At 60.6% G+C, this 26082-nt stretch carries 22 protein-coding genes and 1 riboswitch; of the genes, 12 read left to right on the top strand and 10 right to left on the bottom strand.

Translation table 11 applies throughout. From position 1 onward, the window contains the following. Positions 1-12 precede the first annotated feature (12 nt). Together dhaL and CLV74_RS12645 are read left to right on the top strand one after the other, a co-directional pair. Positions 13-1791, top strand: a complete 1779-nt coding sequence (dhaL, locus tag CLV74_RS12650; protein ID WP_106265314.1) for a dihydroxyacetone kinase subunit DhaL — start codon at positions 13-15, stop codon at positions 1789-1791. Between the two features lie 180 nt (positions 1792-1971). After that, on the top strand, positions 1972-2919 hold the full coding sequence (locus CLV74_RS12645) for an MBL fold metallo-hydrolase (RefSeq protein ID WP_106265312.1): 948 nt from the start codon (positions 1972-1974) through the stop codon (positions 2917-2919). Positions 2920-3429: 510 nt separating this feature from the next. Here CLV74_RS12645 and metH read toward each other — a convergent pair. The 7 genes from metH to CLV74_RS12610 form a co-directional block, all read right to left on the bottom strand. Next, the gene (gene metH, locus CLV74_RS12640; RefSeq protein WP_106265310.1) at positions 3430-6138 is read right to left on the bottom strand and encodes a methionine synthase; all 2709 of its coding nucleotides are present in this window, start codon (positions 6136-6138) and stop codon (positions 3430-3432) included. After that, on the bottom strand, positions 6131-7189 hold the full coding sequence (locus CLV74_RS12635) for a homocysteine S-methyltransferase family protein (RefSeq protein WP_106265308.1): 1059 nt from the start codon (positions 7187-7189) through the stop codon (positions 6131-6133). Before CLV74_RS12635 ends, metH begins: the two co-directional genes overlap by 8 nt. A 115-nt stretch (positions 7190-7304) precedes the next feature. Then, positions 7305-7958 carry an energy-coupling factor ABC transporter ATP-binding protein gene (locus tag CLV74_RS12630; protein WP_106265306.1) on the bottom strand — a complete coding sequence of 218 codons (654 nt, stop codon included), beginning with the start codon at positions 7956-7958 and terminating at the stop codon, positions 7305-7307. Then, positions 7945-8736: a cobalt ECF transporter T component CbiQ gene (gene cbiQ / locus CLV74_RS12625; RefSeq protein WP_106265304.1), complete on the bottom strand. Its 792-nt coding sequence runs from the start codon at positions 8734-8736 to the stop codon at positions 7945-7947. Before cbiQ ends, CLV74_RS12630 begins: the two co-directional genes overlap by 14 nt. Positions 8737-8745: 9 nt before the next feature. Then, positions 8746-9330 (bottom strand): cobalt ABC transporter permease, encoded by a 585-nt coding sequence (locus CLV74_RS12620; protein WP_106265302.1) that lies wholly within the window; start codon positions 9328-9330, stop codon positions 8746-8748. Beyond that, positions 9327-9944, bottom strand: a complete 618-nt coding sequence (gene cbiM, locus CLV74_RS12615; protein WP_106265300.1) for a cobalt transporter CbiM — start codon at positions 9942-9944, stop codon at positions 9327-9329. The genes CLV74_RS12620 and cbiM overlap by 4 nt, the downstream gene beginning before the upstream one ends. A 3-nt stretch (positions 9945-9947) precedes the next feature. Then, positions 9948-10733: a DUF4198 domain-containing protein gene (locus CLV74_RS12610; protein WP_106265298.1), complete on the bottom strand. Its 786-nt coding sequence runs from the start codon at positions 10731-10733 to the stop codon at positions 9948-9950. 128 nt (positions 10734-10861) lie between these two features. Continuing rightward, positions 10862-11077: riboswitch (cobalamin riboswitch) on the bottom strand. Positions 11078-11446: 369 nt separating this feature from the next. Between CLV74_RS12610 and CLV74_RS12605 the strand changes: the two genes are divergently transcribed. After that, on the top strand, positions 11447-13552 hold the full coding sequence (locus tag CLV74_RS12605) for a sensor histidine kinase (protein ID WP_106265296.1): 2106 nt from the start codon (positions 11447-11449) through the stop codon (positions 13550-13552). A 38-nt stretch (positions 13553-13590) separates the two neighbouring features. Here CLV74_RS12605 and CLV74_RS12600 read toward each other — a convergent pair whose 3' ends face one another. The 3 genes from CLV74_RS12600 to CLV74_RS12590 all read right to left on the bottom strand — a co-directional run bounded on the left by CLV74_RS12600 (position 13591) and on the right by CLV74_RS12590 (position 15915). Further along, the gene (locus CLV74_RS12600) at positions 13591-14004 is read right to left on the bottom strand and encodes a response regulator (RefSeq protein WP_106265293.1); all 414 of its coding nucleotides are present in this window, start codon (positions 14002-14004) and stop codon (positions 13591-13593) included. A gap of 113 nt (positions 14005-14117) precedes the next feature. Next, positions 14118-14753 (bottom strand): hypothetical protein, encoded by a 636-nt coding sequence (locus tag CLV74_RS12595; RefSeq protein ID WP_106265291.1) that lies wholly within the window; start codon positions 14751-14753, stop codon positions 14118-14120. A 124-nt stretch (positions 14754-14877) separates the two neighbouring features. Next, positions 14878-15915, bottom strand: a complete 1038-nt coding sequence (locus CLV74_RS12590; protein WP_106265289.1) for an alpha/beta hydrolase family protein — start codon at positions 15913-15915, stop codon at positions 14878-14880. 133 nt (positions 15916-16048) lie between these two features. On the opposite strand from CLV74_RS12590, the gene CLV74_RS12585 reads away from it, so the two are divergent. From CLV74_RS12585 to CLV74_RS12545, 9 genes are all read left to right on the top strand, one after another. Further along, positions 16049-17071 (top strand): helix-turn-helix domain-containing protein, encoded by a 1023-nt coding sequence (locus CLV74_RS12585; protein WP_106265287.1) that lies wholly within the window; start codon positions 16049-16051, stop codon positions 17069-17071. A gap of 185 nt (positions 17072-17256) precedes the next feature. Then, the gene (locus CLV74_RS12580; protein WP_106265284.1) at positions 17257-17646 is read left to right on the top strand and encodes a VOC family protein; all 390 of its coding nucleotides are present in this window, start codon (positions 17257-17259) and stop codon (positions 17644-17646) included. Positions 17647-17966: 320 nt separating this feature from the next. Next, positions 17967-19280, top strand: a complete 1314-nt coding sequence (locus CLV74_RS12575; protein ID WP_106265281.1) for an NAD(P)-dependent oxidoreductase — start codon at positions 17967-17969, stop codon at positions 19278-19280. A gap of 1 nt (position 19281) precedes the next feature. Beyond that, the gene (gene preA / locus CLV74_RS12570) at positions 19282-20583 is read left to right on the top strand and encodes an NAD-dependent dihydropyrimidine dehydrogenase subunit PreA (RefSeq protein ID WP_106265279.1); all 1302 of its coding nucleotides are present in this window, start codon (positions 19282-19284) and stop codon (positions 20581-20583) included. 183 nt (positions 20584-20766) lie between these two features. Then, positions 20767-22020 (top strand): Zn-dependent hydrolase, encoded by a 1254-nt coding sequence (locus CLV74_RS12565; RefSeq protein ID WP_106265277.1) that lies wholly within the window; start codon positions 20767-20769, stop codon positions 22018-22020. An 11-nt stretch (positions 22021-22031) separates the two neighbouring features. Then, positions 22032-23486 carry a dihydropyrimidinase gene (hydA, locus tag CLV74_RS12560; RefSeq protein ID WP_106265275.1) on the top strand — a complete coding sequence of 485 codons (1455 nt, stop codon included), beginning with the start codon at positions 22032-22034 and terminating at the stop codon, positions 23484-23486. Between the two features lie 18 nt (positions 23487-23504). Then, positions 23505-24278, top strand: coding sequence for an ABC transporter ATP-binding protein (locus tag CLV74_RS12555; protein ID WP_106265273.1), 774 nt, complete (start codon positions 23505-23507; stop codon positions 24276-24278). Next, a complete protein-coding gene (locus CLV74_RS12550) occupies positions 24271-25218 on the top strand; it encodes an ABC transporter permease (RefSeq protein ID WP_106265271.1) in 948 nt (315 codons plus the stop codon). Before CLV74_RS12555 ends, CLV74_RS12550 begins: the two co-directional genes overlap by 8 nt. Next, the gene (locus tag CLV74_RS12545) at positions 25215-26063 is read left to right on the top strand and encodes an ABC transporter permease (RefSeq protein ID WP_106265269.1); all 849 of its coding nucleotides are present in this window, start codon (positions 25215-25217) and stop codon (positions 26061-26063) included. The genes CLV74_RS12550 and CLV74_RS12545 overlap by 4 nt, the downstream gene beginning before the upstream one ends. Positions 26064-26082: the final 19 nt, after the last annotated feature.

The raw sequence follows: 26082 nt of genomic DNA, 5'->3' as shown, positions 1-26082 counted from the left end.
TCAGGACCGATCATGACCCACACCCCGACCAAAAAGCTGATGAACGCGCCCGAGGCGATTATCCCCGAGATGATCGAGGGCATGATCTACGCCCACCCCGACATGCTGCGCCTTGACGGGGCCACGGGCCGCGCGGTCGTGGCCGTGGACGGTCCCCGTGATGGTAAGGTGGGCATCGTGATCGGTGGCGGCTCGGGGCATGAGCCTGCCTTTGCGGGCTATGTGGGCCGCGGTCTGGCCGATGCGGCGGCGGTGGGCAACGTCTTCGCCTCGCCCTCGCCCCAGCACATCAAAGAGGCCGCAATGGCCGTGGACGGCGGGGCAGGGGTGCTGCTGCTCTACGGCAACTACACCGGCGACGTGCTGAATTTCGACATGGCCGCTGAGGAATGCGCCGCCATCGGGATCAATGCCCGCTCGGTCGCGGTGATCGACGATGTGGCCAGCGCGCCTGCGGATCGCGCCCATGAAAGGCGCGGCATCGCAGGGGATTTCTTCGTCTTCAAGGTCGCAGGCGCTGCCGCGGACATGGGCCTGCCGCTGGAACAGGTCGAAGCCGCCGCCCAGAAAGCCAACCGCGCGACCCTCTCTATGGGCGTGGCCCTGTCGGCCTGCTCGATGCCCCAGACCCTGAAGCCGAACTTCGACATCGGCCCCGATGAGATGGAAATCGGCATGGGCCTGCACGGCGAGCCCGGCATGCGCCGCACTAAGATCGCCAGCGCCGACGCGGTCACCGATGAGATGATGGGCCTGATCCTTGACGAAATGGCGCTTAATGCGGGCTCTGAAGTCGCCGTTCTGGTCAACGGACTTGGCGCAACCGGCCTGATGGAACTCTACCTGATCAACCGCCGCGTCGCCCAAATCCTAGAGGGGCGCGGCGTCAAAATCTGGCAAACATGGGTCGGGGAATACTGCACCTCGATGGAGATGGCGGGGGCCTCGATCACCCTCATCCATCTGGATGACGACCTGAAGCGCTACCTCGCGCACCCCTGCCGCACGCCCGCCTTGACCGTTGGCACCGCTCCCGAACCCATCACCGGCGCAACCCTTACCCCGCGCGACTATGCCGCTGCCACACGGGCCGACACCATCGACCGTGCCGCGCTGAAAACGGACGGCACCATCGACCGCGCCACACTGAAAACGGACGGCACCATCACCCCACAGGATTTTCGTACCATGATGCTGGCCGCCGCCGAGGCCATTGCACGGGAAAAAGACCACCTCTCCGAACTTGATGGCGTCATCGGTGATGGCGATCACGGCGTGACGATGGACATCGGCTGGACTGCCGTCAAAGTGGCTCTCAATGCCGCCCCAGCAGACGATACCATCACCCAGACTTGCACCAAGGCTGCCAAAGCCTTTCTGGACGCCGTCGGCGCCTCCTCCGGCCCTCTCTACGCCAGCGCCTTCAACAGCGCAGGCAAAGCAGTCGCCGATCGCCTCAACCTTGATGCTACGGCCACAGCGGCTTGGGTCGAGGGCATGCTGAACGGAATCCTCAAACGTGGCGGCGCGTCCATCGGCGACAAAACCATGATCGATGCGTGGGCCCCAGCCACCAAAGCGGCGCTGGCCAGTGTTCCAACGGGTGATCCACGCGCAGTCCTCAGCGCCGCAACCCAAGGTGCCAAAGATGGCGCCGAAGCAACGTGCGATATGGAAAGCAAACGCGGTAGATCAAAGAAACTGGGGCAACGGTCTGTCGGCCATATGGACCCGGGCGCAGCCTCGGCCCACACGATCCTCAGCGCCATGTTGGCCGCTCTGCCACGCTAACGATCAGAAGGGGGCAAAAACCGCCCCCTCCTTCATCTTGGTATAAATACCTACGGCACGCTGTCCGCCACAAAGACCGACCTCGGAGAAGAAGGTTCAACCCTCCCGACCTCGTGCGCTATTTTACGTGCATATATTCGCATATGATGTAATATCCGTGCCAGAGTTCGGGAGGATTAGATGAAACAGATTTTAACCGCAGCACTTTGCCTCTCTGCGGGCATGGCCACGGCCAGCGAAGACATCGCGGACCAATACCCCCAGTCAGAGCTATATTCCAAACCGGTCGAGGTGATCCCTCATGTCTTCTCGGCCATCGGGGCCACCGCGCCGCCGACCTATGAGAATTCGGGTCATAACAATAACCTCAGCTTCATCGAAACCGATGAAGGGGTCATTGTGATCAATGGTGGCGCGTCGTACCGTCTTGCTGCCGCTCTTCATGAGGAAATCAAGGCTATCACCGACAAACCCGTGGTGCTGGTGATCAATGAAAACGGGCAAGGCCACGCCATGTTGGGGAACAGCTATTGGGCCGCCCAAGGGGTGGATATTCTGGCCCATGTGGACGCCATCGCAGCCTTTGAGAAAGAGGCAGACTTTATCCTGCAAGGGATGCAGCGCTACAACCGCGACAAGGCCGAAGGGACCACCATCGCCCTGCCGAACATCAGCTTTAGCGACCGCTATGATATCTCTCTCGGCGGGGTCGAGATTCAGGTGCTGTACCTCGGCCCTGCCCATGATCCTGGCGATACTCAGGTCTGGATTCCTGCGTGGGGCATGATGATCGCGGGGGATATTGCCTTCCACGAAAGGATGCTGCCGATCTTTGAGGGCACCTGCACCAAATGCTGGTTGGAGACGTGGGAGACCGCGTTCGAACCCCTTGCCCCCACCTATGTCATCCCCGGTCACGGCCACCCGACCAATCTGGCGCAGGTGCGTCGGTTTACCTTTGACTACCTGACTGATCTGCGGGCCAAAATCGGCGAGCATATCGACGGGGGCGGCGATCTGGCGGGCGCTTATTACGTGGATCAGACCCAATGGCAGCGGCTGGATACCTTTGAAGAGCTTGCCACCAAGAACGCAGGCCGCGTCTATGAAGAGATGGAGTGGGAATAAGACCTTTTCCCAACATTTCAGCAACTTGGGCCGCGTTAAGCGGCCTTTTTTATGGCTGGCTGAATATTGGCGCGGCCTTGCGTCCCCTGTTTGGCTGGTGGATAAAGGCCGAACAGGACCTGATACGAAATTTCTTCTAACAAGAATGCATAGGGCGTTTCGGGCCGATTTCTGCCTCATTCGCATAAGTTGTATCGGATGAACTCATGCGACCCTTATATCGTGTCGCATGGAATTTTAGGTAATTTGGTCGCGGTTCACGCTACTATAAGACTTGTCAGCAAATCGAACATGATTTGCGACCGGCTGGCAGACACAAAGTGGCGGCCCGCAACGGCAGGCTATGCAGGATTGATCTCTAATGTTGAAACAGTGATCGCGGATGACCGGTGCCCGTCGCACTTGAGCCAACCAGCAATTTTCACAACATGTGGTGATGATAATTCACATAGACAGTAGATTTCCTGTCGAATGGGATCGGCGCGGCTGTCCGCGCCGATCCCTTATCGTTTATTCAGCCGCAACAGTGGCCGCGCCGCTGTCGGGGCGGTAGTTCAGGATCGGGGCTAGCCAGCGCTCGACCTCGGCCACATCCATGCCTTTGCGGGCGGCGTAGTCTTCGACCTGATCCCGCTCGACCTTGGCGACGCCGAAGTAATAGGCGTCCGGATGGCCCAGATAGAGACCCGAGACCGAGGCGCCGGGCCACATGGCCATGCTCTCGGTCAGTTCAACCCCTGTGGCAGCTGTGGCGTCCAGTAGCTTAAAGAGGCTCAACTTTTCCGTGTGGTCGGGCTGCGCCGGATAGCCCGGGGCGGGGCGGATGCCGCGGTAGGGCTCGGCAATCAGCTCGGCGGGGCTGAAGGCCTCATCCTTGGCGTAGCCCCAGTAATCGCGGCGCACCCGTTCGTGCAGCATCTCGGCCATGGCTTCGGCAAAGCGGTCAGCAAGAGCCTTGACCATGATCGCGCTGTAATCGTCGCCTGCGGCTTCGAATTTCTTGGCGATCGGGTCTTCTTCGGGGCCAGCGGTCACCACAAAGCCGCCCACATAATCGGCCACGCCTTCGGGCGCGACGAAATCGGCCAGCGCCAGATTGGGGCTGTCCTTCCGCTTTGAGGTCTGCTGACGCAGGGTATGCAGAACCTGTAGCGGCTGGCTGCGGGCGTCATCGGCGTAAAGCTGGATGTCGTCGCCTTTGCGGTTCGCGGGCCAGAAGCCGACGACGGCGCGGGGTTTGAACCAACCCTCGCCGATGATCCGCTGCAGCATCGCCTGCGCGTCGGCAAAGAGGTTCCGCGCCGCCTCGCCGTAGGTTTCGTGTTCCAGAATACGGGGGTAGACGCCTTTCAGCTCCCACGTCTGGAAGAAGGGCGTCCAGTCGATGTAGCGGGCGATTTCCGCCAGATCCCAGTCCTCGATCACCTTCTGACCGGTGAATTTTGGGGCTTGAACGGTGTAATCCGACCAATCCAGTTTGAACGCATTGTCGCGGGCGGCGGCCAGGGGCAGGCGCTGTTTGGCAAGTTCGGCCCGTTCATGGCGGTCGGCCACTTCGGCGTATTCAGTGCGGATGTTTTCGATATAACCGTCCCGCTGGGTCGGGCTGAGTAGGGCCGAGACCACACCCACCGCGCGGCTGGCATCGGTCACATAGATCGCCTGATTGCGCTGGTAACGGGGCGAGATTTTCACCGCCGTATGCACCTTGGAGGTGGTCGCGCCGCCGATCAGCAGCGGTACGTCAAAGCCGCTTTTTTCTAGTTCGGTCGCCAGATGGACCATTTCGTCCAGAGAGGGCGTGATCAGACCCGAAAGGCCGATGATATCCACGTTGTGCTTGCGGGCCTCTTCCAGAATTTTCTGGGGCGGGACCATGACGCCAAGATCGATAATCTCATAGTTGTTGCAGGCCAGAACCACGCCGACGATGTTCTTGCCGATGTCGTGGACGTCGCCCTTCACGGTGGCCATCAGGATCTTGCCAGCAGCCTCACGGCCGCCTTCTTTGTCGGCCTCCATATAGGGCAGCAGGACGGCGACGGCCTGTTTCATCACGCGGGCGGATTTGACCACCTGCGGCAGGAACATTTTGCCTGCGCCAAAGAGGTCACCGACCACGTTCATCCCCGCCATCAGCGGGCCTTCGATCACATCCAGCGGCTTTTCGGCCTGAAGGCGGGCGGCCTCGGTATCCTCATCGACGAATTCGGTGATGCCGTTCACCAGCGCATGTTCAAGCCGCTTTTCAACGGGCCAGTCGCGCCACGCCAGATCGCGCTTTTTCTCTTCGCGGCCTGTGCCGCGATAGCGTTCTGCGATCTCTAGCAGGTTCTCGGTGGCATCCGGGGTGCGGTTCAGAACCACATCCTCGCAGGCGTCGCGCAGGTCGGCATCGATCTGGTCATAGACCGCCAGCTGACCGGCGTTGACGATGCCCATATCCATGCCCGCCTGAATGGCGTGATAGAGGAAGACTGCGTGCATCGCTTCGCGCACGGGCTCATTGCCACGGAAGCTGAACGACAGGTTCGACACGCCGCCCGATACATGGGCGTGGGGCAGGTTCTGGCGGATCCAGCGGGTGGCCTCGATGAAATCGACGCCGTAGTTGTTATGTTCTTCGATGCCGGTAGCGACCGCAAAGACGTTGGGGTCAAAGATGATGTCTTCGGGCGGGAAGCCGACCTTTTCTGTCAGCACCTTATAGGCGCGTTCGCAAATCTCGATCTTGCGTTGAAGAGTGTCGGCTTGGCCTGCCTCATCGAAGGCCATGACCACAACCGCCGCGCCATAGGCAAGGCAGAGGCTGGCGTGGTGAATGAACGCCTCTTCGCCTTCTTTCAGCGAGATCGAGTTCACCACCGGCTTGCCCTGCACGCATTTCAGGCCGGCCTCGATCACCTCCCATTTCGAGCTGTCGATCATGATCGGCACGCGGGCGATGTCGGGTTCGGCAGCGATGAGGTTCAGAAAGTCGATCATCGCCTGTTTGCTGTCGATCAGACCTTCATCCATGTTCACATCGATGATCTGCGCGCCGTTCTCCACCTGATCGCGGGCCACATCCAAAGCGGTGGCATAGTCGCGGTTGGTGATCAGCTTGCGGAACTTGGCCGAGCCGGTGACGTTCGTCCGCTCGCCCACGTTGACGAAGGGAATGTCGGGGGTCAGGACAAAGGGTTCCAGACCGGAAAGACGCAGAAGAGGTTTAGACATCGGCGGTCTCCTTGATCTGGCGGGGGGCGTAGGGGGCGACATGTTCCGCGATGGCGCGGATGTGGTCAGGGGTGGTGCCGCAGCAGCCGCCAGCCACGTTGATCAGACCTTCGCGGGCGAAGACCTCGACCAGTTTGGCGGTTTGCTCGGGCGTTTCATCGTATTGTCCAAAGGCGTTGGGCAGGCCCGCGTTGGGGTAGGCGCAGATACGGGTATCGGCAACGCCCGCCAGTTCCGCCAGATGGGGCCGCATGGCGTCCGCGCCAAGGGCGCAGTTCAGACCCACAGTGAAGGGCCGCGCATGACGGACCGAGTGCCAGAAGGCCGTGGGCGTTTGACCCGAAAGCGTCCGGCCTGAGGCATCGGTGATGGTGCCCGAGATCATGATGGGCAGTTGCCGACCCACTTTGGCAAAGCTTTCAAAGGCCGCGAAAATAGCGGCTTTGGCGTTCAGCGTGTCGAAAATCGTCTCGATCAGGATCAGGTCCGAGCCTCCCGCGATCAGCCCGTCGATCTGCTGGCCGTAGGCGCTGCGCAAATCGTCAAAGGTCACGGCGCGGTAGCCGGGGTCATTCACATCGGGGCTGATGGAGGCTGTGCGGTTGGTCGGCCCCACAGCGCCCGCCACCCAACGGGGTTTGCCGTCCTGTGCGGTGGCGCGGTCTGCGGCGCGGCGGGCCACCTGCGCGCCTGCGACGTTCAGATCATGTACCGCGTTTTCCAAGCCATAGTCGGCCTGCGCGATGGTGGTTGACGAAAACGTATTGGTTTCAAGAATATCGGCGCCGGCCAGAGCGAACTGTAGCTGGATATCCTCGACCGCTTGGGGCTGGGTCAGGACCAGCAGGTCGTTGTTGCCCTTTTGCGGGTGATCCGAATGGTGGCGGCAACTGGGGCCGTGGATATGACCGCTGGCGGTAAAGTCCTCTTCGGTCATGTTCAGGGTCTGGATCATCGTCCCCATCGCACCATCGAGGATCAGAATACGCTCCTCAGCGGCTTTGGCGATGGCGTCGTACGAAGGGCTGCGGGGCAGCGAGAGAGAAATCATCAGGGGCACCTTTTTGTTACGCGCGGGGTAACACGGGTGCCCTTGGGTGGCTAATTCATGTTTCTATAGATTGTTATGAGTTTCACTCATGTTGGCCGGTGTGGCCCCTCTGGCGTCAGTCCAGCGGGGTCAAAACGCCATCCGCCAGCCGGTAGCCACAAGGGGCGATCTTTTCACGGAAATCGGCGCTGTGGCTGATCAGCAGGATCGCTTGGGGCAGGCTTTGCAGGATCTCCAGCAGGCGGGCCTCATTCTCGATGTCCAGCGCGTTTGTCGGCTCGTCCAAAATCAGGATATCGGGGTCCATTGCCAGCACGGTGGCCAGAGTCACCAGCCGCTTTTCCCCGCCCGAGAGGTGATGGGTGATCCGGTCGCGCAGGTGTGACAGGTGCATGCGACCCAGAATGCTGTCCACGATTGCCAGCGCCTCTTCCTTGGACTTGCCAAGGTTGAGGGGGCCAAAGGCGATATCTTCGGCCACGGTGGGGCAGAACAGCTGATCGTCGGGGTCTTGGAACACATAACCGATGCGCCGGCGGACCTCGGTAAAGTCAGCCTCGGTGCGGCGGTCCTGCCCGAAGGCGACAACGCGGCCCGATGCGGGGCGCAACAGTCCGACGGCGATTTTCAGCAGCGTGGATTTGCCCGCGCCATTGGGGCCGGTGATCGATAGACGCTCTCCCGCGCCAAGGCGCAGGCACGCGCCGTTCAGCGTCAGCCCGTGGGCCGGATAGGCAAAGGTGATATCGTGCAGTTCAAGCAAGGACATGGCGCAGTTCAATCAGGATCAGCAGCACTGTTGCCCCAAGGAAGAGGGCGGCGAAAGCCCAATCCTGCGCGCGCATGCGGAAATCTTCCAGTAGGACGAAACGGCCGGTAAAGCCGCGACACTTCATAGCGCCAAGCACCCGTTCGGACCGTTCCAAGGCGCGGACCAGCATCATGCCCACCAGATAGCCAAAGCTGCGGTAGGTGTGCCAGTTGGTGCCCGGTTTGAAGCCGCGCATCTTCATCGCGCCGCGCAGACGCAGGTATTCGCTGCGTAGGGTCTCGATATAGCGGATGGTGAACATCAGCAGCTGCACCAGTTGCGGGGGCGCTTTCAGGGCGTGCAGGGCATGGCCCATGGTCACTGGCTGCATTGAGCCCACCAGACACATCAACGCCAAGATCACTGCGTTGGCGGTCAGGGCGATTTCAACCGCCTGCCATAGCCCCTCCCATGAGGCATGGATGCCAAAGACGGTAAAGATCGGCGTGCCAGAGACCGAAAACGGCAGCAGGATCAGGGTAAAGATGATGAACCCGTCCATGCCTGCCATCCGCTTGAAGGTGCGTTTGGCGGGCAGGCCCGACAGGGGCAAGAGGCATGCGGCCAGCAGTACTGCGCCGCTCAGCGCCACAAGGTCCGACAGGGCCACCACGGCCACGGCAAAACTGGCGGCCAGCACGATCCGCAAACGGGGATCAAGGCGCGAGAGGTAGCCGTAGGCAAACGGAAACCCGCCTGCCGTTGCCTCATCCGCGCTGATCAACCGTTGCACCATTCGCGCCCCTTAACCCTGCATCCGCCGACGGGCGGCGATGTAGAAGTAAAGACCGAAGAGGCCCATGATATAGCCGATGCCGCCAAGCACCGTTTGCAGATCGTTCTTTTCCCGATAGGCGGCGATCTCGCGGCGCAGGGGGCGGATTTCGTCGCGCACGGCCTCGGCAATTGCCAGACGTTCCTCGGGGGACAATGACGCAACCACCGTGCCGGTGTTCGTCGTGACGGGGGCGGCTGCGGCACTCGTTTCCGAGGCAATCGCGGCGACGCCAAGGATGTCGGCCACGTCTTCGGCGCTCATGTCGGTTTCGGCGATGTGGCCCGCGCCCAAGTTGGCCTTGAACACATGGCGCACGGGCTGGGTGGGGGTGAACAAGAAGAACCCGTCCGCATCGGTCACAGCCTCACCCAGCACTTCGTCGGTGTCCGAGAACACCTCGATCCGCGCATTGGGGGCCATGTCGCCGTTGGAAAAGCCAAGCTCGCCTTCGATGGTCTCACCGGATTTGAAGACCGCAAAGATCACCTTATGGGCCATCGCGGGCAGGGGCAGGGCGGCAAGGGTCAGGATCAAGAGCATCGCGCGGATCATTCGGCAGGCTCCTTCACGGCGGTGAAAAGGTCGGGCCGCACCTTGCGCACCAGATAGACGGCCGCGCCGGTCAGCAGGGCCTCGATCACCATGATGGGGATATGGGCAAAGAACACCAGCTTGGCGGCGGGGATAAACTCATCCCCCGTCAGCATCAGCGAGAAGGCCACGCCAAGGGTGGTGGTGGCCGTGGCAAAGGCGCCGCCAATGCCTGCCCAGATGGCGCCGTTGCGGGGGCTGCTGCGTTCGACCATCGGGCCAAAGATCAGCCACGCCAGCACGGCGGGACCTGCGATGTTCAGGGTGTTGACCCCCAGCACCGTAAAGCCGCCAAAGCCGAAGAACACCGCCTGAAGCAAAAGCCCCACGAACAGCGCGGGAAAGGCCGCCCATCCAAGGATCAGACCCGCCAGACCGTTCAGGATCAGGTGGACCGAGGACGGCCCGATCGGCACATGGATCAGTGAGGCGACAAAAAAGCTGGCCGCCAGAATGCCCGTGGCGGGAATGCGTTCCAGCGTCAGTTTCTTCAGGCCCATCGCCATGCCGCCCACCGCCAGCACGGTTCCGGCAATCACCACAGGGTTCGAGAGGGCACCGTCAACGATATGCATCTCTCACTCCAGATCGAAGGCGTTGATCCAGAACACCGCGTCCTGGCTAAGTTCCTTGCCCTCATGTTCCGTCACGGGGCCAGAGCCGAGGGCAGCAAAGCCCCACCATCCTGCCTTGGGGATGCCAAAGCTGAAATAGCCGTTCATATCCGACACCACGACCAGCGATCCGCCGGGCAGAGGTTTGGCCGTGGGCGGGGTCGCGGCAAAGCTGCCCAGATCGGGGGTGGCGGCCACATATTCGACCTCAATCTCGATCCCTGCGGCGGGCTGGCCTTCGCGCAGCACCTGACCGGTGAAGGTTGATCCGACAACCACGTTGTAGGGTTTGACCAGCGGGACGATCTCGGTCGGCAGACCCACAGGATCGGCCCAGTCGGTGGGCAGCTGGTTGCGGTTGAACACCACTTTGGTCAGCTGCTGGATGTATTTGTCTTCGCTTGTCTCATAGTAGGGCGCGGGCTGGGTCACGAGGACATAGTCGCCGGACCGCTTGACCGGCAGGGTCGCGCGGAAGGCGGCACCTTCGTTCTGCGCCCCTTTGAAGACTGCGGCCTCAAGCCGGTCTATCAGGTCGGTCTTTTCACCATTGTGGATCATATAGAAGGCCTCGGGCGCCTGCATATCCATGACGTGACCGTTTTCGAACGGATGCCAGAAGACGACAGCCAGCGTCACATCGCCGGGTTTGGCGATCTGGGTTTCAGCGGCATAGGGCAGCAGGAAATGCGCCTGCCCGCTGATCGGTATCAAAGTCGCCAGTGCGGCGGCAAAGATCATGTTTCTCATAACGACCCTTTCAGGCGAATGGGCTACGCCCACGGATGAAAGGACAGAAGGGAAGCTGGACACGGTAAGTCTGTTCAAGGCCTGCCGAGCCAGACGCTCACCCCGGCGTCCGGATAGGAAGGGCCGGTTTCCCGAACCCCGTGACGGCAGGTCTCCTGGCTTGCGGGTCGTCGTGCTGTCCGGCCTTCCCGGGAAGATCCCAGTGGCGTGTCGGACGCACTCACCGCTCACAGTTGCGGGGGCAGCCTCGGTTTCGGTCCCTGATGGGTACGCCTCACCGTGTTCCCTTTTACGTCTGCTGCGCCGTGTCGCGCGTGGCAGAACCGTTCACCCGTTCGTAATGAGAGGGTTCCCGCACAGAGTCAATCACGAAGAACGTCCCGTATTCCGTCTGCGACCAAGGGGCCAAGGGGCGCTGTCGATCCTAGAGGGCAAAGCGTCTTTTCCCTAGGATGACTGTTTGCTGCCAAAACGGGGGAAAGTCGTGCGGAAAGGCGAAGATTGCACTTACATTTCATGCGCTTCGGGAATTTATCAAAAACTGTGAGTTATTGTGCAACTATTTTATTTTCTGAACCGTATAGGATCCACATGATGCCTTTAAAAATTGGCCTTTGTGATGTGTTTGGGCTGGTCCTGACCAGTTTGGATCATCTGCATTGATAGCGTTTTAGGGGGCATTCTAAGACTTCGAACTTACGAAAGCGGCACCGATGATGAACAAAGCCGTCCTGAGGGGCGTTGAGATCGTGGCACTGTTCCTGGCCGCGCTGGTTCTGGTGCAAGGCTTGGCAACCGGTGGCACGATCGAGCTGCTGGCGTGCCTGAACGCCTCGACAACCCTTATTGTGATCGCGCTGATCCTGCAGCGATATGTGCTGCACCGGTTTTCCCGACTAGGTGACTTTCTGCATATTCTGGCGGCGGTGAATGCGGTGGGGTTCGCGGCGGCTTTGGTAGTCTACGGATCGCCCGCGCCCGAAGATCTGGTCAGCTACGCGTTCTATTATCCTGTGGTGGCCTATGGGCTGACATTTGCACAGTTCGCGACCAACCGGTTTCGCCGTGCCCGCGCGTGGTTTGGCATCGGCCTTGCGCTGTTGTTTGCTATTGCCACCTTCACGGGGGTTGGCCTTGTCGCAACCTTGATCGGCCTGAATGACAGCGACCTGCTGGACCTGCGGATGCTGCCGCCACTGCAAAGTGCCTTGGTTGTGGCCACTGCCGCAGCGATCTTGCTGCGCCGCCATGAGGAAATCCCCCTTGCCAAGCGGATGACGCTAGCCACTCTGTTGGTGGCGGGGGTCGTGATCAGCACCGGCACGCAAGTGCTGCGCCATGCCCTTATGATGTCGCAATTCGAGGTCGAGATCACCCGCGTCACCACCGCCTCTGAAGTGGCCGCACACCGGACCGAGAACGAGTTGCTAAATCTGGTTGAAGCACTTGAGCGGATGGCCGACCGGATCGCGGTGGATGCCTATCCGTCTTATGAGGCGTGGCAGCAGGATGCGGACAATTATGTCAGCGGCTTTGAAAGCCTGTTGGCAATGTCCTGGATGAGCGCGGACTATAACATCCATCACAGTTCGCCACCGGAATTGCTGGAAAGCTCGTTGCTCAACAACATTATGCAAAAACCGGCGTGGGTACTGGCGCTGGAACAGGCGCGTGACAGCAAACAGGTGACAATCTCGGCCCCGTTTCAGCTGGACGGGATGCTTAGCAATGATGACCGCCTTCGTGTGGCCTTGATCGCCCCAATCCTTAGAGAGGCCGAGATCATTGGCTATTTGGCGGTCGGTTTTGATCTGGAGGCTCTTTTTGAGGGGGTCATCGAAGAGATCGGGGATGAGTTTCCGTTTGTGGTTTGGGACAAAGATATCTTGGTCTTTGCTTATGGCGACGCGCAGACCAACCTGATCACCAAGCAGATCAGCGCATTCAACCGCACATGGGAATTGTCCCTGCCGGTCCGCGCGGAAAGCGTGCTTGCCGCCAACATCTGGGGCCAGCGCTTTGCCCTCTCGCGGGTGCTGGCTGTGGCGCTGATCCTGTTTGCGATTGAACGGACGCGCCTTGCGTGGCGCCAGAACCGCGAACTGAGTGATCGGCTGATGGAATTGTCTGACGCTTATGCACTGGTGAAAGAGCAAGAGTATGAACTGTCGCTAATGCGGGCCTCATTGGCCCATGATCTGAAATCACCCATCCGCAATATCCGCACGGCCACCAGCATGTGGGAACAGTTGAAAGCCATGAAGGGGCTTACAGATGATGAATTAAAGGCACGCATCCTAGAGAACACCAAACGGCTAGAGAACCTGACCAGCACGTTCACGACCTATCTGGGCACCCGCTTGATACCGGTTCAGAGCAAGGACGTGGACCTGCAAGACCTTTTGCGCGAACTGGCCGAGAAATATGAGGTGCGCTGCAATACAAGGCTGCTGCCGGGCGCCGATATCAACCTGCACACCGATCCGGCGCTTGTTGAGCGTATAGTTGAGAACCTGATCGAGAACGCCGTCAAACACGGGGGCCGGAACACGATGTCGGTGACCCTGTCCGCGGCGCAAAAGGGCGGTCAGGTCGAAATCAGTGTGCACGATAACGGGCAAGGCGTACCAGCGGACCTGCGGAAGCGGATTTTTGATCCGTTTGACGTGGGCGACGGCAAAAAAGGCCCCGAAGCATCGGGGCTGGGGCTCGCGATTGTCAGACGTCTGGCCCAGAAGCTGGACGGCATGATCTCATGCGAGGATCCGGGGGCGGCGGGCGGTGCGCTGTTCGTGCTGCGCTTGCCGCTTGGTGCCTGAGCGCGGGTCGCCTCAGGCACCAAGCGGCAATTCAGGGCTTAGGACGCGCGGGCCTGTCTTCCGATCATCTGGAGGCCCTTTAAGAAATCCTCGCCCGCGTTTTCCTTGCTGATATAGCCGGAAATTCCCAGATCGCTGGCTTTTTGCACGTCGCTCTCATCGTGGGATGAACTGAGCACAAAGGCCGGTATATGGCGCAGCGCCGGATGGGCGTTGAGGTTGGCCAGCAATTCGAACCCGCACATGCGGGGCATGTTGATATCTGTGAGGATGATGAACCGCTCGTGCATCTGCTCACCCAGTCGGGTGTCCAGATAGTCCAGCAGCTCTCGACCGTTTTCAAAGAACTTCAGAGGGTTGTTCAGCATTTGGGCCTTGAAGGCGTGTTCCAGCAAAAACCGGTCAAGTTCTTCGTCTTCGGCGATAAGTATCTCGACTGTTTCGAATTCCACTTAAGTGATCTCCTACATGCAGGCGACCAGCACCTGTGGCGCGCGTTGCCGTCTGGTTCCCTGAGATTGTTGCTGCATCTTGGGCAGCTTTTGTGTTCGGAAATGGGGGGCCGCTACTTGGCCGTTGCTGCATCTTCGCACCAGACCAGATTCAAGCTGAGGCCGAATTTTTCCAACAACACGGTCTGCCAATGCAGCAAAAAGTCTTTCCGCGTTCCTTTGTAGGGGGCTGGTCCCTGCGGGGTCAGTTCGGGCAGGAATTTGAAGGTCAATGTGGCGCCATTCAGGGACACATCCACACGGGCCGCGCGGGTCTTGGCCTGCTGGGTCTCAAGCACCGCGTCGATCAACAAAGGCAGGACCTTTTCGGGCAGCCTTAGAGGCGCCTTCACGGTGAACGAGAATGCATCGATCCCGAAGTGCTGTTTCAGCGCCAAGGTGCCCGCCGCGATCATCGTCTCGGACGGGGTGTCCTGCGGGGCCAGGTGGGCCAGTGTCACATGCTGGTAGGCGTCCAGATTGGCGCTGACCTGAGACAGGCGCTTCATGACCATCCCCAGAATAACCAGTGTTTGGGGATCTGCCCCCGTCGCTGCAAGCTCTAGCGCGTTGCGGGCCAAAGTCAGAGGCGTCTGGACGTCATGCATTAAAAAGCGGGTTGCGGACTTGATTGCCGCGTTCATCGGGGCTGCGTCTGTGTGGGATCGTTCGTCGAAAAGCAGCCCCGTTCCGTATTCATTGCCAAGCATGTGGTCTAACCCTTACCCAAGATATCAACGATGTTACGCTGCCTTTGGCGCATAAGTTTCAAAGGCGCAGCCCGATAATTTCGCAAACATGCAGATTACAAATGCGTGCCGCTATCGCGGGCCCTTACTGCCCCAATGTGCGGGTCAGATAGGGCAGGATCAGGGCCGCCAGATCGTCATGGATCGCTTGGCGGTCTGTGCCGTGACTGTCAGCGCACAGCAGGTCGGGCTCGCCCTCATCGCGCAGGATAGCCGCGCCGCGCGGCTTGCAGTTGGCTAGAAAGCTGAAGTGGCTGGCGGCTTTGATCCGGTGATACTCGGCGTGGGGGATCAGAGGGGCGGCCTTGGCGGCATCGACACCGGCGGGAACCGGATCATCAAGGTTGATGATCTGAAGCGGCACCGGCATTGCCCACAGGCTGTCTTGCGTGATGGTCTGGATAATGCCCGGATCAATGATGACACCGGCCTTCACTCGGGGATCGCGCAGATCTGCGGCGGCGGGGCTGAGGTCGATCTGGTGCAGGTCGATCCCCGCTTTGGCCAGAAAGGCACAATCGGACATGCCGTGATCACTGTCATCGCAGAACCGTGCCAGTGCCTCTGGATCAACACGCGCCCCCGTTAGCGCCATGGCCGTGTAGCCGCCCGCCGAGAACCCCAGCACCCCGATCCGGCTCGGATCGGCAAAGGGAAAGTCCTGCGGGCTTGCGGTGATCCGGTCAATGACGGCGCTGACGTCTTGGGGACGCTCCCACACGCGGACTGCGGCGCTGGCCGAGGCATTGCGGCTGGTGGTCCCCGGATGGTTGGGCAGCGCCACAACAAAGCCTGCCTGCGCCAGTTGCTCTGCGATCCAGCCGAACTGCCCCGCGTTGCCCCCCGCCCCGTGCGAGATGATCACCACAGGATGGCGTCCTTCGCGGGCCGGTGCGCCCTTGCCTGCGGGGGTGCCATAAAACACGCCGTTGCCGCCGACGGTGATCGCCCGCCCGCCCGCGTTGGCCGGATACCAGAGGTGAAAGTCGATATCCTGCTGGCGCACGGGGGCATAAGCGCGGGCGGTGGCAAAGCCTGCGCTGCCTTCATAGGCGGGGCCAGTGGTCAGGAACAGCGTCGCAGATGCGGCGGCGATCAGCAGGGCAAGGATCAGGGTCTTCATCGGGGCCTCCGGTCGGGTTGTGGTTTTGATCCCACAGGTCCACAGCGCCGCTTCGAAAGCGTCCAAAATCGCGTTTTAGGTCGTCCAAGATCGCGATTTGCGCTAGGACATCCCCATTAAGATCAGGTTTTTCATGCTATTTGTTCCTCTGCCCCTTTTCGCGACTTTGCTGCTGTCTCTGCTGGCCCTTCGGTTCTGGCGTCAGCGCGAGATGGCTTTGATGCCCCACCGGCTGTTTCTAGCGGTGTTGGTGCTGTATGCGGTCCAGTCCCTGCTGCTAAGCCTGCGGTGGGGCTACGGTTTGCCGCTGGGGGTCATGACGGCGCTGATCGCGCCCGTGCTGCCGGTGCTGGCCTATCTGGCCTACCACGCCTTGCGCGCGCCGCTGGGGCGGCGGGATCTTTGGCCGCTGCTGCTGCTGCCAGTGAACTGGCTGGCGGTGCCGCTGGCGGGGGGCGACGGGGCGATCATCCTGACCTATCTGGTGTTTGGTGGCCTGCTGCTGTGGCGCGCGTCTCAAGGGACCGACGGGCTGACATTACCGCCGTTGGCCTCAGGCCGGCAGATCATCTTGGCGATGGCAGGCACGGGCGCGGCGCTGGTGCTGTCGGGGCTGGTGGATGTCTATGTGATCATCGATTTCATCCGCCACGACGGGCGCCACATCGGGGCGGTGGTGACGGTTGTCCAGACGCTGGCGATCATCGCGGTCGGCGGGGCTGCAACCTTTGGGCGGATTGCCGAGACCGCTGAGGTTGGTGCGGCTTCGGACCCCTTACCCGATCCGGCCCCTGTCCCTGCCAGCGAAGAGGATCGTCAGATTGTGAATCGCATCAAAGCGCTGTTCACGGGCGAGCGGCTGCATCTGGACGAAGACCTGTCTCTGCGTCGGTTGGCCCGCCGTCTTTGCTTGCCGGACAGGCGGGTCTCGCAGGCGATCAACCGCGAGACAGGGCAGAGCGTCTCGCAGTTTGTGAATACCTATCGGATCGCCACCGCTTGCGCCCTGCTGCGCGGGACCGAGGACACGGTACTGGACATCTCGCTGGCGGCAGGTTTTGCGAGCAAGTCGAACTTTAATAGAGAGTTCGCGCGGATTACTGGGGTGACCCCGATCCAGTGGCGGCAAGGGGCCGGTGATCCTTTGCCTCTCTGAGGCGGTTTGCAGTGTTTGGCTGCTTGCGGCGGGCGCGGTCTGCGTGGCGGGCGTTGTGTCTTAGGTATTTTTGCCAAGATGAAAGCAGGACCGTCGGCGCGGGATTGCCGAGCGCTTTTTTTGGTCATGTTTCGTTTTTGTTCTGGTAGGCTTGTGGGCGTTGATTCAGGGAGGCGTTGGGCCAGATGAAATTTCGATATGCCATTTTATACGTGAGCGATGTGCGTGAAACGGTTGCTTTTTATGAGACAGCCTTTGGGTTGGAGTGTGCGTTTATTCATGAATGTGGCGACTATGCCGAGTTGGCGACGGGGGAGACCAAACTGGCGATTGCCTCGCGCGAGATGATCCGCAGTTTGGGGAAATCGCCCGCCACGCCGGTGGCCGAGGCACCCACGTTCGAGTTGGCGTTTGAGGTTGAGGATGTGGCGGCGGCCTATGATCAAGCGGTCAAAGCGGGGGCAGCGCCGGTGCAGGCGCCGCGGCATGAGGATTGGGGACAGGTGATATCCTATGTGCGGGATCGGGACGGGTTCCTGATCGAGCTATGTTCTGTCGTGGGACAGGCAGGGTAACTGGCGGTGCTGTGCTGAAATTTTGGGCGGATGTGTCGATTGTGGGCATGGCGCGGGAAAAATTTTCGCGCACTGCGAGCGTGTGTTGCGGCGCAGAAAATTGCGCGGGTCCGGAATTGGGCCGCCCGCTATTTCTTGGTGATAACGGGCTGAAATAGCCGTATTTTCGCAGTTTTCTGCATCTGCGCACCGGTTTTGCCGGGGTGCAACATCGGGCGTGGCGCACGTATTCCGCGTGTTTTGTCGGAAAATTTTACCAATTGATAAAATTTTTGAACGCGGCAGTCTTGGGTCAAAATAAATGACAACAGGGACCGACAATGACCACGCCGATGACCCCAGGAATCGTTTCGGGGCGCTTAGCCGCGGATGAGATTTCCAGGAATTTTGACGACCTTCATGCGCCCTATGACGCCCATGAAGCACGTGTTGCCGCTGATCGCTGCTATTTTTGCCATGACGCGCCGTGTATGACGGCCTGTCCGACCTCGATCGATATTCCGTTGTTCATCCGGCAGATCCAGACCGGCACGCCGGAGGCGGCGGCCAAGACGATCCTGACGCAGAATATCCTTGGCGGGATGTGCGCGCGGGTTTGCCCGACCGAGACTCTTTGCGAAGAGGTTTGCGTGCGCGAAGTGGCCGAGGGCAAGCCGGTGACCATTGGCCGGTTGCAGCGTTATGCCACCGATACGTTGATGGCGCGGCAAGGGCATCCCTTTGCGCGGGCCGAGGCGACGGGCAAAACTGTGGCTGTGGTCGGGGCGGGGCCTGCTGGTCTGGCCTGTGCCCATCGTTTGGCCATGAAGGGTCACAGCGTGACGTTGTTTGAAGGGCGGCCCAAGGCGGGCGGTCTGAACGAATACGGGATCGCATCCTACAAATCGACCGATGATTTCGCCGCCAGAGAGGTGGCTTGGTTGCTGGAGATCGGCGGCATCACCGTTGAGACCGGCAAGACCTTGGGTGACGGTCTGAGTTTGGACGGGCTGAAGACCGACTATGACGCGGTGTTCCTCGGCGTGGGTCTGGGGGGTGTGAATGCCCTGCGGATCGACGGGGAAGAGGCGGCGACCGCTGCCGTGGATTTCATTGCCGAGCTGCGTCAAAGCGATGATCTGACCATGCTGCCTGTTGGCCGCAATGTGGTGGTGATCGGCGGCGGGATGACTGCTGTGGACGCTGCTGTGCAGTCCAAGCTGCTGGGGGCCGAGAGCGTGACGATCGCCTATCGCCGCAGCCGCGATGAGATGCCCGCAAGTACCTTTGAACAGGGCTTGGCCGCCGCCAAAGGCGTGCGCCTGTTGTTCAACGTGATGCCTGTGGCCATTGGCGATGGGGCGATCACGCTGGAATATACCGCCACCCAGAACGGCAAGCTGGCCGGCACGGGCGAGACCATGAGCCTGCCTGCCGATCAGGTCTTCAAGGCCATCGGCCAGACCCTGACCACCGATGGGGGGCTGGTGATCGAAGACGGCAAGATTGCCGTGACGGACACAGGCCGCACCAGCGCGACTGGCGTTTGGGCGGGGGGCGATTGTGCCTCGGGCGGGGAAGACCTGACCGTTACGGCTGTCGCGGAAGGCCGCGATGCCGCTGAAGATATCCACGCTGTGCTGATGGGGGTGTAACATGGCCGATCTGACTTCGAATTTTCTGGGCATCAAGTCTCCGAACCCCTTCTGGCTGGCCTCGGCGCCGCCGACGGACAAGGAATACAACGTGCGCCGCGCCTATGAGGCCGGTTGGGGCGGTGTGGTGTGGAAAACGCTTGGGTCCGAAGGGCCGCCGGTGGTGAACGTGAACGGGCCGCGCTACGGGGCGATCTATGGGGCGGACCGCCGTCTGCTAGGTCTGAACAACATCGAGTTGATCACCGACCGTCCGCTTCAGACCAACCTTGAGGAGATCACGCGGGTCAAGAAGGATTATCCGGATCGGGCGCTGGTTGTCTCGATCATGGTGCCTTGTGATGAGGAATCGTGGAAGGCGATCCTGCCGCTGGTTGAAGAAACCGGCGCGGACGGGATCGAGTTGAACTTTGGCTGTCCTCACGGGATGGCCGAGCGCGGCATGGGCAGCGCCGTGGGGCAGGTGCCTGAGTACATCCAGATGGTGACCGAGTGGTGCAAGAAATATTACTCGAAGCCCGTGATCGTAAAACTGACGCCGAATATCACCGACATCCGCAATCCGGCCCGTGCGGCCAAGGCGGGGGGCGCGGATGCGGTGTCGCTGATCAATACCATCAACTCGATCACCTCGGTCGATCTGGACCTGATGGCACCGCAGCCGACCATTGGCGGCAAGGGCAGTCACGGGGGCTATTGCGGCCCTGCGGTCAAGCCGATTGCTATGAATATGGTGGCCGAGATTGCCCGCGATCCCCAGACCCACGGGTTGCCGATCAGCGGCATCGGCGGGGTGACCACTTGGCGCGATGCGGCGGAATTTATGGCGCTGGGGGCGGGCAATGTGCAGGTGTGTACGGCGGCGATGACCTATGGCTTTAAGGTCGTGCAAGAGATGATCAGCGGTCTGTCCCAGTGGATGGACGAAAAGGGCTATACCTCGGTGGATCAGTTCGTCGGCATGGCGACGCCCAATGTGACCGACTGGCAGTATCTGGACCTGAACTATGTGACCAAGGCCAAGATCGATCAGGATGCCTGCATCAAGTGCGGCCGCTGTTATATTGCTTGCGAGGACACCAGCCATCAGGCCATCCTGATGAGTGAAGACCGTGTGTTCGAGGTGAATGATAGCGAATGCGTGGCCTGCAACCTTTGCGTCGATGTGTGTCCTGTCGAGAACTGCATCACCATGGTCGAACTGCCCAAGGGCGAGGTGGACCCTCGTACCGGCCAGACCCGTGGGGACTATGCCAACTGGACCACGCATCTGAATAACCCCTCGGCGCAGGCGGCAGAGTAGGATCAGGGCTTTGCGCGGCCGCCTGTTTCTTGGGCATCGTTTCGGGAAACTGCCGCGCAAAGCTGATTATTCGGGCGAGGCCCGCGAAAAATAGTGCTTTGTTTTGATCAAAAATGCAGCAATGGTGAGGTATTTTACCGCTTGGTCAAAACGAACAACGATACGCATAAGCAGGAGAGAGGGATGTCAGCACTGACCGCCAATCTGACCGTCAACGGGGATCGTCTTTGGGACAGCCTGATGCAGATGGCCAAGATCGGCCCCGGTATTGCGGGTGGGTGTAACCGCCAGACCCTGACCGATGAGGACGCCGAGGGGCGGGCCTTGTTTCAGGAATGGTCTGAGGCCGCAGGGATGACCATGGGCGTGGATACCATGGGCAATATGTTCATGACCCGCGCGGGCACCGATCCGGATGCGCTGCCGGTCTATGTGGGCTCGCATTTGGACACCCAGCCGACGGGCGGCAAGTATGACGGGGTTTTGGGCGTTTTGGGCGCGCTTGAGGCGGTCCGGTCCATGAACGATCTGGGCATCAAGACCAAGCATCCGATCGTTGTTGTGAACTGGACCAATGAGGAAGGCGCAAGGTTTGCGCCGGCCATGCTGGCCTCGGGCGTTTTTGCGGGGATGCACACGCAGGACTACGCTTATAATCGCACCGACCTTGAGGGGAAGAAATTCGGCGATGAGCTGGCCCGCATCGGCTGGAAGGGCGAAGAAGAAGTCGGCGCCCGCAAGATGCACGCCTATTATGAGCTGCACATCGAACAAGGTCCGATCCTTGAGGCTGAAGGTAAAGACATTGGCGTTGTTACCCATTGTCAGGGTCTGTGGTGGCTGGAGTTCACCCTGACCGGCAAAGAGGCGCATACGGGCTCGACCCCTATGCCTATGCGGGTAAACGCAGGTCTGGCCATGTCGCGCATCCTTGAGATGGTGCAAGAGGTCGCCACGGCGAACCAACCCGATGCAGTGGGCGGTGTGGGTCAGATGCAGTTCGCCCCGAACTCGCGCAATGTATTGCCGGGCAAGGTGGTGTTCACCGTCGATATCCGCACCCCCAATCAGGCCAAGCTGGACGCTATGCGGGCCGAGATTGAAAAGCGTGGCGCGGAAATTTGCGCTGATCTTGGTGTGGGCTGCTCGGTCGAGGCGGTGGGCCACTTCGATCCCGTTACCTTCACGCCAGAGTTGGTGTCAAACGTCCGCAACGCGGCCGAGCGGCTGGGGTACAGTCATATGGACCTGATTTCCGGCGCGGGCCATGATGCCTGTTGGGCGGCTAAGGTGGCCCCTGCAACAATGGTCATGTGTCCTTGCGTTGGGGGCCTGTCCCACAACGAGGCCGAAGAGATCAGCCCCGAATGGGCCAAGGCCGGAACCGATGTGTTGCTGCATGCCGTGCTGGAAAGCGCGGTCATCGTCGAAGAATAAGAGAGTAGATTATGACCACTGTTATCAAGAACGGGACCATCGTCACCGCCGACCTCACCTACAAAGCCGACGTGCTGATCGACGGCGGCACCATCATCGAAATCGGGCAGAGCCTGAAAGGCGACAAGGAACTGGACGCCACCGGCTGTTATGTGATGCCGGGCGGGATTGATCCGCACACGCACCTAGAGATGCCGTTCATGGGCACCTACTCCAGCGATGATTTCGAAAGCGGCACCCGTGCGGCGCTGGCAGGCGGCACGACGATGGTGGTGGACTTTGCCCTGCCAAGCCCCGGCCAAGGTCTGCACGATGCCCTGAAGATGTGGGACAACAAATCCACCCGCGCCAACTGTGATTATTCCTTCCACATGGCGGTCACATGGTGGGGCGAGCAGGTCTTCAATGAGATGGAAAGCGTGATCAAGGATCGCGGCATCAACACCTTCAAGCACTTCATGGCCTATAAAGGCGCTCTGATGGTGAATGACGATGAGATGTATGCCTCGTTCCAGCGTCTGGCCGAGCTTGGCGGCATCGCGATGGTCCATGCCGAGAATGGCGATGTGGTTGCCGAACTCTCGGCCAAGCTGCTGCGCGAAGGGAATACCGGCCCCGAGGCCCACGCCTATTCGCGCCCCTCGCAGGTTGAAGGCGAGGCAACGAACCGCGCTATCATGATCGCCGATATGGCGGGCGTGCCTTTGTACGTGGTGCATACCTCTTGCGAAGAGGCGCACGAGGCCATCCGCCGTGCCCGCATGAACGGCAAGCGCGTCTGGGGCGAGCCGCTGATCCAGCACCTGACCTTGGACGAAAGCGAATATTTCAACGCCGATTGGGACCATGCCGCCCGCCGCGTGATGTCTCCGCCCTTCCGTAACAAAAAGCATCAGGACAGCCTTTGGGCGGGTCTTCAGTCGGGCTCGCTGTCGGTTGTGGCGACGGATCACTGCGCCTTCACCACCGACCAGAAACGCTTTGGCGTGGGCGATTTCACCAAGATCCCCAACGGCACCGGCGGGCTTGAGGATCGGATGCCTGTCCTTTGGACCCAAGGGGTGGCCACGGGCCGCCTGACGCCGAATGAATTCGTGGCGGTCACTTCGACCAACATCGCCAAGATCCTGAACTGTTACCCGAAAAAAGGCGCGGTTCTGGTGGGGGCCGATGCGGATCTGGTGGTCTGGGACCCTGAAAAGGAGAAAACCATCTCGGCAAATTCGCAACAATCTGCCATCGATTATAATGTGTTCGAGGGGCAAAAGGTCAAAGGACTGCCGCGCTTTACCCTGACCCGTGGCCATGTGGCGATCCACGACGGGGAAATCCGCACGCAGGAAGGTCATGGCAAATTCGTCAAGCGCGAAGCCAACACCGCCGTCAACAAGGCCTTGTCCACTTGGAAAGAACTAACGTCCCCGCGCCCTGTCGAGCGCACCGGCATTCCTGCGACGGGCGTGTAAAAGAAAGTAGAAGACCGGATGAGCGTCATCGAAGCCAAAGCGCTTAACCTTACGTTCCAGTCAAATGATGGGCCGATACAGGCCCTTCGTGACGTAAACCTGAATATCGAGAAAGGGGATTTCGTTTCCTTCATTGGTCCCTCGGGCTGCGGCAAGACCACCTTTTTGCGCTGCATTGCGGGGCTGGAGCATCCCACCAGCGGCACCCTGACCGTCAACGGCATGACCCCTGATGAGGCCCGCAAGGCCCGCGCCTATGGCTATGTCTTTCAGGCGGCGGGTCTGTACCCGTGGCGCACCATCGGCGGCAACATCCGCCTGCCTTTGGAGATCATGGGCTTTTCCAAATCCGATCAGGCCGAGCGGGTTCGCAAGACCCTTGATCTGGTGGACCTGTCGGGCTTCGAAAAAAAGTTCCCGTGGCAATTGTCGGGGGGCATGCAGCAGCGGGCCTCTATCGCGCGGGCGCTGGCGTTTGACGCGGATATCCTGCTGATGGACGAACCCTTCGGCGCGCTGGACGAGATTGTCCGCGACAAGCTGAATGAGGCGCTTTTGAAGCTGTGGGCGCGGACGGAAAAGACCATCGGGTTTGTCACCCACTCGATCCCCGAGGCGGTGTATCTGTCGACCAAGATCGTCGTCATGTCCCCCCGTCCGGGGCGGATTACGGATGTGATCGAAAGCACGCTGCCGCGCGAACGTCCCTTGGACATCCGTGATAGTGCCGAGTTCATCCAGATCGCCCATCGGGTCCGCGAAGGTCTGCGTGCGGGGCATATTGATGACTAAGGCCGGACCGATCCTGACGGTGGTCCTTGCGATCATCGCGCTTTGGTACGTGGCTTGCGTGCCGATGAACGTGCAGGAAACCCTGACCGCCGCCGAGCGGGCTGGGGTTGCCGTCTCGCCCGAAGGCGCACGCGAGCGGGCCGAGATGGGACGCTTTGCCCTGATGGCCCAGAACAGCGGCGTCTTGGGCGGCAGTTGGTCCGTAGACCGCGCCCGCTTGCCCGCACCGCACCAGATCGTGGCCGAGCTATGGAACAGCACATGGAACGAAGAGGTCTACGGGCGCCGCGGCCTTGTGAAATCGGGCAGCCTGTCGAACAAATCCCTGATCTATCACGGCTGGATCACCCTTTCCGCCACGGTGCTTGGCTTTGCCATCGGCGCAGGGCTTGGGGTGCTGCTGGCGGTCGGGATCGTCCATAGCAAGACGATGGATATGTCGGTGATGCCTTGGGCGATTGTCAGCCAGACCATCCCCATCGTGGCGCTGGCCCCGATGATCATCGTGGTCCTCTATTCCTTTGGTATTCAGGGGTTGATCCCCAAGGCCGTGATCAGCGCCTATCTGTCCTTCTTCCCTGTGGTCGTGGGCATGGTCAAAGGCCTGCGCAGCCCTGACGCCATGCAACTGGACCTTCTGCGCACCTATAACGCCAGCAAATCCCAAACCTTCTGGATGCTGCGGCTGCCGTCCTCGGTCCCGTATCTGTTCACCTCGCTGAAAGTGGGGATCGCCGCATCGCTGGTCGGCGCCATCGTGGGCGAGCTTCCCGTTCAGCGCGGCGGTCTTGGGGCGCGGATGCTTGGGGGCTCGTACTATGGGCAGACCGAGCAAATCTGGGCCGCCCTGTTCTTTGCCGCCGCGATGGCCGCCCTGTTGGTGGCGCTGATCGGCTGGATTGAGGGCAAGACCCTGAAACGCATGGGGGTACAGGCATGATCTATGTGCTTTTCGCCCTGATCATCTGGGTTGCCGGATGGGGTCTGAATACTGTCATCGCCAATGGCCGGGGGGCCAACACATCAGCGGCGCGGATCTCGGTGCCGATCCTCTTCGGCCTGACCGTTGTGCTGATGTGGGAGGTGCTGGTGCGCGGCCTGAACGTGCCGCCTGTGATCCTGCCCGCGCCCACCGCGATCCTTGCCGCCTTTAAGGCGAACACCGCTGTGCTGTGGGGCGATTTCCAGCAGACCTTCCTGAAAGGTGCGCTGGCGGGCTACCTGATCGGTTGCGGATCTGCCTTTCTGGTGGCGATCATCGTGGACCGCTATGATTTCCTGCGGCGCGGGTTGCTGCCCGTGGGGAACTTTGTCGCCGCCCTGCCGATTGTCGGCACCGCGCCCATTCTGGTGATGTGGTTCGGGTTTGACTGGCAGTCCAAGGCCGCTGTGGTCGTGGTGATGGTGTTCTTCCCGATGCTGGTGAACACCGTGGCAGGCCTGCGCGATACATCCGTCATGCAGCGCGATCTGATGCGCACCTATGGCGCGTCCTACATGCAGACCCTGCTGAAACTGCGCATCCCTGCGGCCATGCCCTTCATCTTCAACGGCCTGAAGATCGCCACTACACTGGCCCTGATCGGTGCTATCGTGGCGGAATTCTTCGGCTCTCCCGTGAAGGGGATGGGTTTCCGAATCTCGACCTCGGTCGGTCAGCTTGCCCTTGATATGGTCTGGGCAGAGATCGTGGTCGCCGCCATTGCGGGCAGCCTGTTTTACGGGCTGATCGCCAAGATCGAGGCTTGGGTGACCTTCTGGCACCCCTCGCAAAGAAAACACTAACCGGCGCAAAAGCCGGATC

It is taken from the genome of Donghicola tyrosinivorans, from assembly GCF_003003355.1.
Lineage (GTDB): Bacteria > Pseudomonadota > Alphaproteobacteria > Rhodobacterales > Rhodobacteraceae > Donghicola > Donghicola tyrosinivorans.
Note: the sequence above shows the minus strand (reverse complement) of the source record. Positions and strands in the feature narration are given on the sequence as shown.